The 13,951-nt window shown below is 40.9% G+C and carries 14 protein-coding genes; all 14 read right to left on the bottom strand.

Annotated features, from left to right (window positions below; translation table 11 throughout):
- Positions 1 to 1,165 precede the first annotated feature (1,165 nt).
- Positions 1,166 to 1,351 (bottom strand): Spo0E family sporulation regulatory protein-aspartic acid phosphatase, encoded by a 186-nt coding sequence (locus DFR58_RS16610; RefSeq protein WP_114298978.1) that lies wholly within the window; start codon positions 1,349 to 1,351, stop codon positions 1,166 to 1,168.
- Positions 1,352 to 1,558: 207 nt separating this feature from the next.
- Positions 1,559 to 2,215, bottom strand: coding sequence for a hydrogenase nickel incorporation protein HypB (hypB, locus tag DFR58_RS16605; protein WP_114298977.1), 657 nt, complete (start codon positions 2,213 to 2,215; stop codon positions 1,559 to 1,561).
- Positions 2,216 to 2,258: 43 nt separating this feature from the next.
- Complete coding sequence (hypA, locus tag DFR58_RS16600; RefSeq protein WP_114298976.1) at positions 2,259 to 2,600, bottom strand: hydrogenase maturation nickel metallochaperone HypA; 342 nt, start codon at positions 2,598 to 2,600, stop codon at positions 2,259 to 2,261.
- 119 nt (positions 2,601 to 2,719) lie between these two features.
- Complete coding sequence (locus tag DFR58_RS16595; protein WP_114298975.1) at positions 2,720 to 3,094, bottom strand: 4Fe-4S binding protein; 375 nt, start codon at positions 3,092 to 3,094, stop codon at positions 2,720 to 2,722.
- Positions 3,095 to 3,113: 19 nt separating this feature from the next.
- Complete coding sequence (locus tag DFR58_RS16590; RefSeq protein ID WP_114298974.1) at positions 3,114 to 4,190, bottom strand: hydrogenase large subunit; 1,077 nt, start codon at positions 4,188 to 4,190, stop codon at positions 3,114 to 3,116.
- Position 4,191: 1 nt separating this feature from the next.
- Positions 4,192 to 4,569, bottom strand: coding sequence for an NADH-quinone oxidoreductase subunit C (locus DFR58_RS16585; protein WP_114298973.1), 378 nt, complete (start codon positions 4,567 to 4,569; stop codon positions 4,192 to 4,194).
- A 62-nt stretch (positions 4,570 to 4,631) separates the two neighbouring features.
- Complete coding sequence (locus tag DFR58_RS16580) at positions 4,632 to 5,108, bottom strand: NADH-quinone oxidoreductase subunit B family protein (RefSeq protein ID WP_114298972.1); 477 nt, start codon at positions 5,106 to 5,108, stop codon at positions 4,632 to 4,634.
- 13 nt (positions 5,109 to 5,121) lie between these two features.
- Positions 5,122 to 5,979 carry a respiratory chain complex I subunit 1 family protein gene (locus DFR58_RS16575; RefSeq protein ID WP_114299009.1) on the bottom strand — a complete coding sequence of 286 codons (858 nt, stop codon included), beginning with the start codon at positions 5,977 to 5,979 and terminating at the stop codon, positions 5,122 to 5,124.
- Entirely contained in the window at positions 5,979 to 7,961 is a 1,983-nt protein-coding gene (locus tag DFR58_RS16570) for an NADH-quinone oxidoreductase subunit 5 family protein (protein ID WP_114298971.1), read from the bottom strand. Before DFR58_RS16570 ends, DFR58_RS16575 begins: the two co-directional genes overlap by 1 nt.
- A 527-nt stretch (positions 7,962 to 8,488) precedes the next feature.
- On the bottom strand, positions 8,489 to 9,358 hold the full coding sequence (gene prmC, locus DFR58_RS16565) for a peptide chain release factor N(5)-glutamine methyltransferase (protein WP_114298970.1): 870 nt from the start codon (positions 9,356 to 9,358) through the stop codon (positions 8,489 to 8,491).
- Between the two features lie 4 nt (positions 9,359 to 9,362).
- Entirely contained in the window at positions 9,363 to 10,280 is a 918-nt protein-coding gene (locus tag DFR58_RS16560) for a DUF1385 domain-containing protein (RefSeq protein ID WP_114298969.1), read from the bottom strand.
- 142 nt (positions 10,281 to 10,422) lie between these two features.
- Positions 10,423 to 10,632 (bottom strand): 50S ribosomal protein L31, encoded by a 210-nt coding sequence (gene rpmE, locus DFR58_RS16555; protein WP_114298968.1) that lies wholly within the window; start codon positions 10,630 to 10,632, stop codon positions 10,423 to 10,425.
- 133 nt (positions 10,633 to 10,765) lie between these two features.
- Positions 10,766 to 12,775, bottom strand: a complete 2,010-nt coding sequence (rho, locus tag DFR58_RS16550) for a transcription termination factor Rho (protein ID WP_114298967.1) — start codon at positions 12,773 to 12,775, stop codon at positions 10,766 to 10,768.
- Positions 12,776 to 13,195: 420 nt separating this feature from the next.
- Positions 13,196 to 13,843, bottom strand: a complete 648-nt coding sequence (locus tag DFR58_RS16545) for a hypothetical protein (RefSeq protein ID WP_114298966.1) — start codon at positions 13,841 to 13,843, stop codon at positions 13,196 to 13,198.
- Between the last annotated feature and the right edge of the window lie 108 nt (positions 13,844 to 13,951).

The raw sequence follows: 13,951 nt of genomic DNA, 5'->3' as shown, positions 1-13,951 counted from the left end.
TACTGATTGTAATAATCATTTTTCTATAATTTTATTTCAATATATTTATATATTATTTGCTGTAGGGGCAGACCTGCGTGTCTGCCCTAAATTCCTGCGTGTTCCACGATTTTAGGCAATTTCGGGCAGACACATAGGTCTGCCCCTACCACGATGTTCGCACCAACAATTCTTTTAATTATAAAAGCATTGATTCTAAAGAAATCTGTTTAAAATTTATCAGACGTACTGATTGTAATAATCATTTTTCTATAATTTTATTTCAATATCGAAATATTTATATATTATTTGCTGTAGGGGCAGACCTGCGTGTCTGCCCTGAATCCCTGCGTGTTCCACGTTTTTAGGCAATTTCGGGCAGACACATAGGTCTGCCCCTACCACGATGTCCGCACCTGCAATTTTTTAATTATATATGCATTGATTCTAAGAATCTGTTTAAAATTTATTAGACATACTGATTGTAATAATCATTTTTCTATAATTTTATTTCAATATCGAAATATTTATATATTATTTGCTGTAGGGGCAGACACATAGGTCTGCCCCTACCACGATGTTCGCACCAACAATTTTTTTAATTATAAAAACATTGATTCTAAAGAAATCTGTTTAAAATTTATTAAACGTACTGATTGTAATAATCATTTTTCTATAATTTTATTTCAATATATTTATATATTATTTGCTGTAGGGGCAGACCTGCGTGTCTGCCCTGAATTCCTGCGTATTCCGCGTTTTTAGGCAATTTCGGGCAGACACATAGGTCTGCCCCTACCACGATGTCCGCACCTGCAATTTTTTAATTATAAAAACATTGATTCTAAAGAAATCTGTTTAAAATTTATTAGACATACTGATTGTAATAATCATTTTTCTATAATTTTATTTCAATATATTTATATATTATTTGCTGTAGGGGCAGACCTGCGTGTCTGCCCTAAATTCCTGCGTGTCCCACGATTTCCGCACCTGCGATTTCTATTATGCAATTAAAATAATTTGGCATAATGATATTAGCATCATGGGATTATAAAAAATTTTAAAAATTCAAATTTAAGCATCTAAAAATAAGATAACTGTACATAGAAAGGTTGAATCTAAGAAACAGAATACACCTAATAAAGCCGCATATCGAAATGGTATCCCCGGCTGAATTTGAAAATCACAGGGCTTTTTCTTGACAGCCCTCATCCGGCATATCATTTTTTTTGAGCTGCTTTTGATAATAATCCACAATCATTATATCAATTTCCATACTCATAAGCAAAATAAATCCGTGAGTAAGATTGTCACAAGAAACTTCCTCGTTAAGAATCTCCTTAAGCTTGTCCATATCCTTAGTATTCATTTGAACTCATCCCCTTATTACTAATTTTACATTTATTTGTAATAATTAGTATTATATACTAATTATATGACGCAATATGTGCTCTGTCAATTTGCCAAGAAATAATTTCCCAATCTCTAAGTGCCAAAAGACATTGCAAATATGGGATGAGCTGTATGTAAAGCTTGAAATGTAAAAAGTCAATAATTAGCCAAATAAAATATTATTTTAAATATTTTTACCTGAAGCAGCGTTTTTAAGCCATTTTGCAAGCTCCTCCACGCCTTCTCCCGTACGGCAGGAAACCTCAAACAAGGGGGCTTTCTCATTAAGCGATCTCAGTCCCTTATAAAAGCTCTCACTGTCAAAATCAATATATGGTATGAGATCCGTCTTATTGAGTATAACAACATCCGCGCCCTCAAACATGGATATGTATTTATACGGCTTGTCATGCCCCTCAGGAACACTGGCGATCACCATGCGCATACCCTCTCCAAGGTCAAAGGACGATGGGCATACAAGATTTCCCACGTTTTCAATAAATATTATGGAGTCGTGACCCGGCCTTAAGTCATCAACAGCAGCCTTAATCATGTTTGCGTCAAGGTGGCAGCCCCCGCCTGTATTTATTTGCACCACAGGGATACCAAGGCCGTCTATCTTGTCGGCATCAATACTGGAGGCAATATCTCCTTCAATAACACTTATCCCGATATCGTTCCCCAAGGCTTCGATGATTTTTAGAATTATACTGGTTTTTCCCGCTCCAGGAGAAGCCATTACATTTATTGCCGTTATTTTTCTGTCCTTAAAAAAACTCCTGTTTTTCTCGGCCAGGCTGTTGTTTGCATCAAGTATATTTTTCATGACCTTTATTTCCATGGGCTACCTCCGTTATTTATATTTAATTATAAAGTGAAGTTTTCTATTCCGCCTCAATGCTTTCTATGTAAAACTCCTTACCCACGCCCGTGGGCACGCCATAGTGGCCGCATAACGGGCAGGTAAAGCCCTGCCGGGGTTTATTGAATCTATGCCCGCAGGCCTTGCAGCAAAGCTCGGCAGGAACTCTTTTAAAAATAAGTCTGGCTCCGTTGGCAATCGTTCCTTCGCTTATTATATCAAAATACATCTGCACAGACTCATCCACAATGGTAGATAAATCCCCTATAACAAGCTTTATGTCTGTAATTTTAGAGGCCCCCGCCTTGCGGGCCTCCTGAACCGCTATGCTTATGAGGCTTTTTGTAACGGCATATTCATGCATTTAATCATTCCTATCGACTAAGGTACGGGGACGCACCGTCTAAGGTACGGGGACACTCCTCTCCTGTGTCGAGGAATGTCCCCGGCTTTTGAGGAATGTCCCCGGGGTGTCCCGGGGTGTTACGCGCTTACCTTTCCGGGTTCCTCTTCAGCAGGCTTGGGCTGCTGAACAAATTTGTTCTTCCCCTTGCTGTATGCAGACGCACTGTACTGCTCATCCATAAACAGGCATTTCTTAGGGCATACCTCGGCGCATACACCGCATACCACACATTTAAAGGGATCTATCTCCCATGATTTGCTGTTTCTGTCCACTGCTATGGCATCCGAAGGACACTTTCTTGCACATATTCCGCAAAAAATACATGTGTCTATGTCAACTCCCTTAACACTGCCCCTGCTGTCCTTAAATGTCTCCCTCTTTTCAAAAGGGTATTTTCTGGTAGCGGGCTTTGAACTTAAGTTTTTAAATATATTGCTTATCATATCAAACATAATTCTACCTCCATTTGTATTACCTCTCGGTACAACTAATGCATGGATCAATTGTCAAAATCAGAACAGGCACATCCGCCAATTGGCTTCCCGGAAGCATTTGAAGCAATGCAGGAATATTGGCAAATGTCGGTGTTCTGACCCTCAGCCTATCCAGATTCTTTGTGCCGTTGCCTCTCATGTAATACAGCACCTCTCCCCTTGGCTGCTCAACTCTGGAAACAACCTCCCCTTTTGGAAAGCCCTTTACGGGAACGCTGATCTCGCCTTCCGGTATGATGGAGGCCGCCTGCTTTATAAGCTCTATCGACTGGTATACCTCCTTCAGCCTCACCATTGTCCTTGCATAGCAATCCCCGTCGGTTTCGACTATCGGCTCAAAATCAAGCTCGCCATAAGCAGCATATCCTGTCATCCTTAAATCCTGCCTTATTCCGCTGCCTCTTGCCATAGGCCCGGCAGCACCCAAAACATAAGCCTTTTCGCGCTCCAACACTCCCACACCCACAAGCCTGTGCTTTACGGTATAGTCATTAAAGAACACCGGCTCAACCCTTTTTAAGTCATCACGTATCTCATCCGCTACAGAAGATATTTTTACAAGCATTTCGGAGGATATATCCCTTCTTGTACCACCTATGGTGTTCCCCGATATAATAACCCTGCTTCCGCAGGTTTCCTCCATTATGTCCATTACCTTCTCCCTGTTCCTCCAGCACTGCATGAACAGGCTTTCAAATCCAAACGCATCCGCCAGCAGGCCCAGCCACAGCAAATGGCTGTGAATCCTGTGAAGCTCGGCCCATATAACCCTTAAAAACCTTGCTCTTGGAGGAACCTCTACCCCCATCAGGCTCTCTATTCCCTGACAATAAGTCAAGGCATGCATAAAGCTGCATATTCCGCATATTCTTTCTACTATATAAACATTTTGTGTAAATTCCTTGGTTTCAGTTAATTTCTCAAGCCCTCTATGAACATACCCTATTGCAGGGATAGCTTCTACAATGGTTTCATCCTGCATAACCAGCTTCAAATGAAGAGGCTCGGGCAAGACAGGATGCTGTGGTCCAAAGGGAATTATCGTTTTAGGCATATTATTTATCTCCCTTCCTCTCTATTGTTATCTGCTGTCTAAGCATGGGAGATTCCAGATCATCATCGGAAAGAAGCATATGCCCTCCGTAGTCAATGGCTATATTGGTTATATTTATTCCAAACAGCTCCTTCATTTCGTTTTCAACCAGCAAGGCACAAAAATAAATCTTCGATATGCTGGGTACCTCTGCTCCCTTTTGCACCCTTATCTTAAAATTTTTCATTTCAAGATCCTTGTCAAAGTGATATATAACATCCAGAGTTTCATCCCCATTGTCCACACAGGTGGCAGTAATAAATCTATAGTCGTCGAACAGCATATTGTGCGCTTCCGTCAGAAGCTGTTCCACAGAAATATCGGTTAAATTTTCTATCATGTAATCCCCCCATGCCGTTATACAGGCAAAAAGATTTTTTGTTTCTTAATCGAAGCTATGCGTTAAGCCTCATTTTGGCAGGCTTTAATGTCTGAATGAAGCTTTTTCATGTCCCGCGCCTTCTCCTCCAGCTTATCCATTGCAAGCACAATCCCGTCAATAATTGCCTCGGGCTTGGCACAGCAGCCTGCGACATATACATCTACGGGAAGCACCTTATCTACTCCCCCAAGCACATTATAGCACTCCTTGAATATTCCTCCCGTGCATGCACATGCCCCCACGGCTACAACTGCCTTAGGCTCAGGCATCTGATTATATATGTTTTTAAGCACCCTTACATTTCTCTTATTTACAGATCCGGTAACCACAAGTATATCGGCATGTTTTGGGTTTCCTACGTTAATAATTCCAAAGCGTTCAACGTCGTACATAGGCGTAAGACACGCCAAGGTTTCTATATCGCAGCCATTGCAGCTTGTACAGTCGTAATGCATTATCCAGGGCGATTTTTTTGTTGACTTACTTATAATACCCATTTGCAACACCCTCCTATACTTTCAGATAGAGCCATATTATGTTTGTAGCAGCGGCTCCTATACCTATCAGCCAGGTTGCCTTAAGCATCCATTTCCACGTCATTCTGGCGCTTATATTGTCTATGACCATTTCCAGAAAAAAGCTCCCAAGAGCTATTAATATTCCTACCCATATCGGATTTGCAAAAAACAATGCAATCATTCCCAGCAGAAGCACCAAATCATACCAGTGGGTCAATTCTATTATTGCCAGTTGAATCCCTGAAAATTCTGTAGTCAGCCCCTTTATAAGCTCCTGATGCCCATGGTGGGAGGTGGAGAAATCAAAAGGCGATTTTCTGAGCTTTATTGTAAGAACATACAGAAACGCCATAAACACGAGCGGCAGACTGTAAATCAAAGGAGTCCCGTGATCAAATATGCTCTGTATCATAAAGCTTTTTGTGGTAAGATATATGCCTACAACCATAAGCAGCAGCACCGGCTCATACGCCATCATCTGCAGTATTTCTCTCTGAGCACCTATTTTGCTGTATGGAGAGCGCACACTCATGGCTCCTATTATTAATGATATTCCCGAAAAGGCCAGTATAAATATAAGCATGAGAAGATCACTTTTTAAAACCAGCATTACAATACTGGCCACCGCAAAAAACAGATGTCCCAGTACATATACCATTTGCGTCTGATTAACCGTAATGCTTTCCTTTCCCAAGAGCTTAAAAAAATCATAAAACGGCTGCAGCAACGGAGGCCCATATCTGTTCTGCATTCTGGCACTGACTTTTCTGTCTATGCCCGTCAGAAGCCCTCCAATGACAGGCGCCGCTATTATGGCTATAACAGCCGTCAGTATACTTGCTAAGCTTATCATTTTATCACCACCCCAAACATTATGATTATAATGGCAGAGGCTACAAGATTAGTCCACAGCGTAAGATTTTTTTCTCCAAAAAAGCCTGCCATATAGTAGTTGTGCACAACAACCTCTTCCACCTTGTCTCCCGGACTGATAAACTCAAGCCCTCTTATGTCGTTATTCATGTTCTCACCGCACAGGTATGGAGGCTTAACGCTTTCAGCCTTTGTCTTCCTTAAGAAATAAGGTATTGTAACCATAAGCACAAATACTACGGCAAAAAACAATATAGAGGCAAATCCCCCTATAATGGAAGCGTCGGCTGAATGCATAATTACACCCAGTCCCCTTCCCTCAAGCTCCGGCCCGCCTGAAATACTTAATGTTGTAAGATACGGTTTTATAAGGCCGTTAAACATAGGCACTATCAGTATGCTTGCCGCCAGCACTGCCGAAATAAGGATCACCAGCGAGCCCCTTACCCATAAGGAAAGCCTCTCGACGATGTATTTGGGCTTATAGGACATTGTAAGTATAATTCCTATCCACTTAGACCAGAATACCACCGTAAATGCGCTGCCAAGTATAATCGCCAGCAAAACCAAAGGAGAATTTACAGAGGACTCAATAGCAAGCCATTTTGTTATCAAAACCCCAAACGGCGGAAGCAGCATGGATATCATCCCTATTACCGTTATTACCGTCGTAAAAGGCATTTTTTTCATCAGCCCCTGCATATCCTCTATATCCCTGCTTCCAATTCCATTTTCTATAGTACCGATGCAGAGGAACAGCAGTCCCTTTGAAACGGCATGGAATATCATAAGCATAACGGCGGCTCCTATGGCAGCGTACGACCCCATTCCGGCACAGCATATTATAAGTCCCAGATTGGCAATTGTGGAATACGCAAGCACCCTTTTACCGTTCCTCTGGCTTATTGCTATGGCTGATGCCGCAAGGAAGGTAAACCCTCCCACCATCGCTACAACGTTTGCCAGAACAGTTCCACTGTATGCGGGCGCCATCCTTACCACAAGATAAACACCTGCTTTAACCATGGTGCTTGAGTGAAGCAGTGCCGATACGGGGGTAGGAGCCACCATGGCCCCAAGCAGCCAGCTCTGAAACGGAAACTGAGCGGATTTTGTAAAGCCTGCAAAGCACAAAAGCCCTAAGCCTATAGGAAACATTCCTATAAAAGCCTCTCCCGCATTCCTTGATTGAGATATTTCTTCAATGGATAGCGTGCCCTTTGCTTTATATATGAGCACTATTGCACATATAAAGGCAAGCCCTCCCAGAGAATTTATCCACAAGGCTCTGGAAGCATTATTTACAGCCTGTTCATTACCGTCATGCGATATCAGAAGGAATGAGCAAAGCGTGGTTATCTCCCAGAATAGGTACATCCACGATAAATTGTCCGTCATAACCATGGCATTCATAGCAGCCAGAAAAATAAACAATACCAAGAAGAATCTGGGCTGTCTTGATGTCTTTAATGCTAGATGGTGCTCATGCTCCTTCATATAGCCTATTGCAAACAATGTAATTACGGGCCCTATTATACACACCAGAAGTATCATAACAAGGGACAAATAATCAATAACAAACGCAAAGTGTGGCTCCTTTACCGGGCCAAACACGTGAAACACCTCAAAAAGCAAAAAGGGTATGGCCTGCAGCGCAGAAAGCACCAATATAATGTGCTTTTTAAGTCTTATGCCCAGATACGCTATATAGCAAAGCAGAAGCATATCAATGCCCTTTATAGCCCAATTCAAGTCAATATGCATATCCTCAAGGCTTACAGCTATCCTTCCGCCACCTGCAATTAACAGCCTTGCAAGCTCTATTGCCACACCAAAAAGTATCACAGCGGAAATTGCAACTATAAATTTGCGCACTGTGTCCCTTCGCATAATGTAGCACAATACGGCACTTAAACCGGGCAGTAAAATAGCTATAGCCAACAATAAGCCTGTTTCCAAAATCATCTGCTCCTTTCAAAAATAATTATGTCTGAAATTAACTATATAGGACACGATAAAGATTTTACAAGCATAGAGGATATAATTGCTTACAGAAATTTTTAACTACAACGAAAAGACGCCTTGCGGGGAAATGTCTCACAAGTATGTCATCAGGCGCTTTTCTTAGATGTATTCCTTACGGGTCAAAAAAATTTCTTCCATCAAATTATATCCTCCATGTAAAATCTTTATCGCTACATATTATAGCGAGCTTATAAAACACAATCAAATCCCCTTTATAAAACTCAAATTACAGGCATTATCCCATATAAATTATAGTTAGCGCAATATTATAAGTCAATTTTATAAAATATATAAATTCAAGCTTAATAACTGTTTAAGCTGCTTTATCTCTTTTAATAGTATTTTATATAAGGTTTTCTCGCATTATTAAAATGACATGATGCGAAACATGCTTAAATAGGCCATTTCGGTGGATTTGCAATGAACTTTGTATACAATTTTAATCAAAAAAAAATCTTTTATTAACAATTTGTACGGGCCTTTCCGGTAACTACCCTGTTGATTCCCGAGAGATCTTTAATAATGCAAATGTCATAATAATTATTCTTCATCATTTTTTCAACCTCTTCAGCCTGTCCATACCCTACTTCAAATGCCAAAAGTCCGTCAGCCTTTAAAAAGCCGCAAGCTTCCGTAATTATTTTCCTGTAAAAATCCAGACCGTCAGCTCCTCCATAAAGAGCGGAAGCAGGCTCATAATCCCTTACCTCAGCTTGAAGCCCTTTCATTTCATGCAAGGATATATACGGTGGATTAGATACTATAATATCAAACAGCTCCTTATCTCCTGCCGGCGCACACAGACTGCCGAAAAGATCGCTGTGTATAAAGCTGATGCTGCTGTCCACTCCCGACAGCCTTGCGTTATGGGCCGCAATTTCCAGAGCCTCACAGGATATATCCACAGCTACCACAAAAGCATCTCTTATATAATACGCAAGGCTTACCGCAATGCACCCCGAGCCGGTTCCGATGTCGAGTATCCGTACTCCGGCCTTAAGACCCTTAGAATATCGGGTCACTTCTTCCACCAGTATTTCTGTGTCCTGTCTGGGTATCAAAACCTTGGGCCCCACCGTAAAGCCAAGAGACATAAATTCCTGACGGCCCGTTATATATTGAACCGGCATTCCTTTTGCCCTCAGCTCTATTTTGTCAAAATAGCGTTCGGCATCCTCCCTTGCGACAATGGCATCACCGTGAACATATAAAAAGCTTTTATCACATCCTATGACATCACAAAGTATAACCCCGGCTTCAACAGCCGGGGCCTCAATATGCGCAGCCTTCAAAATCTGAATTCCTTTTGTCAAAGCATCCTGTACATTCATAAAATCACCATTTATCCGCAGTTTTATCGGTAACCCTTACATTATTGAATGCTTCAATAGCCACTTCAATCTGAGAATCATCCGGTTCCCTTGTGGTAAATACCTGAAAAAACATCCCCGGGGCATTTATTATCTTCATTATCTTCCACTCACTGCGGCCGGCAAACTTGAGCACTTCATATGACAGCCCCGCAACAACAGGCACAAACGCAAGTCTTATCAATGCGTTAAACAGCACTCCGCCGACAGGCAGAAGAGAAAATATCAATATGCTTATAACCATGACAAGAAACATAAAGGATGTGCCGCACCGAGGATGCTTTGTAGTATACTTCCTGACGTTTTCAACAGTCAGCTCCTCCTCGTGCTCATAGCAGTGAATGGTTTTATGCTCCGCACCATGATATTGCCACACCCTTTGTATATCCTTCATAAGTGATGAAAGCGAAAGATATGCAAAAAACAGTATTATCCTTATCAGTCCTTCAAAAAGGTTATATGCCACTGAGTTTTTAGACACTACTACTAAAGTTGCGATCAAATTGGGAAGTAATATAAAAAGTCCTATGCTAAATGCAATAGACACTATAACCGCAAAGTAAATTACCGCATCCTTAAGCTTGTCTCCAAATACCCTCTCCAAAAATGCATCTATCTTTGAAGGCTTTACATCACCCTCTTCCTCTATATCAACAAATTCCGCCGAATACATCATTGCCTTCATAGTAAGCACAATTTGACGGAAAAATCCGAACACACCTCTAACTACCGGTATCTTTGTAAATATGTCCTTTTTGGGAAGCGGCCTTTTGTCAATTACAATTTCACCATCAGATTTTCTAATGGCTATAGCCGCATTTTCAGGACCTATCATCATTAATCCCTCAATTAAAGCACTACCCCCTATAGAAGTCTTTTTCATAACTATCTCCTTTTCTAAAATTTTGTAAAGAGATCTTATAATACAAAACACATAAAAAAACTAGAGGCCAAGATATCCCTTTAGCCTCTAGTTTAACATTTTTATCTTACCTTTTCAAACTTATTCTTTTAAATACTGTAGATTATTGGTTGTCAACAATCCCAAACTTCTTCTTAAACTTCTCAACACGGCCTCCGACATCAACAAGCTTCTGCTTGCCTGTATAGAAAGGGTGGCATTTTGAGCATACGTCCACACGCAGATTTTTCTTTGTTGAGCCGGTGGTAAATGATTCACCGCAGGCGCACTTTACTACCACTTCATCATATTGAGGATGAATTCCTTCTTTCATTCCTAACTCACCTTCTTTCAGTATGTAAAAACAGACATCCCATTTTTACTTGTATAATTATATAAATCAAAAATATTTTAACTATTTTTAAGACAAAGAATATTGTAGCACAAAAACACTTCCGCCGCAATAACTATTTTTCAACAAACGCAACATTTATAGTGTTGACAAAGTCGTCGTTTGTTTTTGTCTGTGTAAACCTGTTTATGAGCATCTCGGTGACCTCACCCGTGCCCATATTCCCCATAGCCTTTCTTATAGCCCAGACGCTCTCAATCTCCTTCTGGGATAACAAAAGCTCTTCTCTTCTCGTACCCGATTTATTTATGTCAATAGCGGGGAAAATACGCCTTTCCGACAGCTTCCTGTCAAGATGCAGCTCCATATTGCCTGTCCCCTTAAATTCCTCAAAAATCACATCATCCATTCTGCTCCCTGTTTCAATTAATGCAGTGGCCATAATTGTGAGGCTGCCTCCGAATTCAATATTTCTGGCTGCTCCAAAAAATCTCTTCGGCTTATGAAGCGCACCGGGGTCTAAGCCCCCCGACAATGTTCTTCCGGTAGGAGGAATGGTAAGGTTATAAGCTCTGGCAAGCCTTGTAATGCTGTCTAAGAGAATAACCACATCCCTTTTTTGCTCAACAAGCCTCTGCGCCCTCTCCAACACCATTTCAGCAACCTTTATATGGTGCTCCGGCACCTCGTCAAAGGTTGAATATATAACTTCACCCTTTATTGACCTCTGCATGTCGGTTACTTCCTCAGGCCTCTCATCTATGAGCAGGACTATAAGGTCAATATCAGGATAGTTTGCGGTTATACTGTTTGCGATTTTCTTTAAAAGAATAGTCTTTCCCGCCTTCGGAGGAGAAACAATCATTCCTCTCTGTCCCTTTCCGATTGGGGCAATTAAATCTATCAGCCTTGTAGACATCTCTCTTGGCGAGGTTTCAAGGGTTATTCTTTTATCAGGATATATAGGCGTAAGATTTTCAAAGGATATTCTTTTTGACGCTACATCCGGCAAATCTCCATTTACGGTCTGTACATATAAAAGAGCCTGAAATTTTTCGCCTTCCTTAGGTATTCTTCCCTTTCCTTTAACCTTGTCCCCTGTCCTTAAGCCAAACCGCCTTATTTGCGAGGGTGACACATAAACATCCTTCGGGCCGGACAAGTAATTGTCGCTTCTTAAAAATCCATATCCGTCGGGTAGAACTTCCAGTACGCCCTCTACGGGATCGTCGCTTTCAATTTTTTCAAAGCCGTTACTGCCGTTGCCGTTATAATTATCTCTTCTCTGCTCAAAACGCCTTTGTACGGGACGGATCTCCTGCTTTTCAATTTCTTCTTTGGGAGCTTCCGATACCTTAAGCTCAGGTGCGGGAGCGGGAATCGAAGTCTGTTCATAATTACGGACAATAGACGGCTGTACAGCAGCAATACTTCTATCAGGCACAGGAACCGGGGTAATCACCCTGTCCTTGTTTTGTGCATTGTCCTTGCCTTGTATAGTATCTTTGCCATATGCGCTGTCTTTGCTTTCTATATCTTTTTTTACTTCTTCTTGCTTTTTAATTTCTCTTTCAGCCACTATCCGCTTTCTGGGAAGGATTTTTTTCACTTCGGGCTTTATTTCGCGTTCAGGGCGGTTATGCTGTTTATCCTGTTCCATTGCCGGAGGCTCTATACTGTCATTTTGCTGTGCATCCTCAGAAATACTTCTCTGGGCCTCAGGCTGTGCTTCGGAAATACCGCTTTGTCCCTTTGACGATTTGGCAGGTCTTCCCCGCTTAGATTTTCTAAGAACAACCACTTCCTCCTCTGCACCTTGAGGCTTCTTCTCTGATTGCAGAGTCCTATTTAACATGTCTGTCATCTTTTTTTCATCGGAGGCTTCTCCCCTCCGTTTCTCTTCGTTTGCTGATTTTTTTATTTTTTTTGCCGTGCCCTCTTCATTTCCCTCAGTTATTATTTCAGCATCTCTGCTTCCATCTTCAGATGCTTTTTCTTTACCTGCCTCAATTATTTTTTTCATAAGTTCTTCTCTTTTACATCTGGATACTCCTTTAATGTTCATCATTTTAGCTATATAACGCAAGTCTTCCAGCGTTTTGCGTTCCAGATTTATTTCCTCCATACTCCACCACCTTATTAATACCTAATTATATTTATTGCCATTTTATTGGGAAATCATTCAAGTAGACACTTGCAACAAACTCCTAGGGAAGCCTATCCTATGCCTGATATGCTTTAAGCAGCTAATTTTTTCCAGCTAGCTTTTGCAAAGTGTAATTCCAAAACGGAAAACGCCAGATCTCAAACAGAACTAACAAATTTTCGGCAGCTAAAATCTGAGATTAAATATATTTTCCTATAAAACTACTTTCTATGCAAATATTTAGGAAGGACATTCGAATACTATTGGGAGAATTATAGCATTAAAGATGATATTTGTCAACCTGAAACAGCATAAATTTTTACCCAAAAAATAGTTTTATCAGCTTGTTAAGAGCATTTTGCCAATTTACAAAAACATTTTTGCGGTTACTTTCCGCATTTAAGAAGGGTTCTGATTGCCGCAATCCTTAAGCTTAGCCTTTAAAATGATCTTTTTTGCCGACAAAACATTTTTAAGATCCTCATTGGAAGAAGCCTGTATAGTTATAAAGCCTGAGCATTTTTTGCAGCTTAAGGATATTTTATCCGAAAGCAAGTTGAGCTCTATATCCTTATTTCCGCATTCACAGCCTAAGTTCCCCGATTCCGCTATGTCATGTATCAGGTTTAACGAATCGAGCATGACACGGGTATTTTCAAAATAGTCGTCATACCCCAGCTTATCTATTAAGCTGTCATATTCCCTTTCAACACTGTCAACCTTATTTCTTACAGATTCATCATTTCCTATAAAGCATATCTGTATGCCGGTATGCGGACAATAAAAAACATTTAATTTGTTTTTTAAAAGCTCTCTCCTTTTAAGCTCCAGAGCATGATCCATTCCGCATCCTATACAGCCCAGCTTTATTTTATAATTATTCTGTCCCAAATTCTCATGAGTGATTGTTATGCCTGATTTACCGCACCGACAGGCAGCATGGTAATGCCTGTCACCAAACAGCTTAAACAACGGCAGGTAAAAGAACTCAAAGCTGCCGCAGCTTGAACATCTATAAGCAATGGTTATACTTGTTTCAATCAACATATTACCCACCTCTAAAACATTATCTAACAATGTCTAAGAACTGTTAAAAAACACTGCATCCTATAATAATACAATTCGCCATGCGAGTAAAAAATCCTGCTTTAAAGC

Origin of the sequence: Anaerobacterium chartisolvens, assembly GCF_003337415.1 — a bacterium.
In the GTDB taxonomy this organism is placed as follows: domain Bacteria; phylum Bacillota; class Clostridia; order Acetivibrionales; family DSM-27016; genus Anaerobacterium; species Anaerobacterium chartisolvens.
Note: the sequence above shows the minus strand (reverse complement) of the source record. Positions and strands in the feature narration are given on the sequence as shown.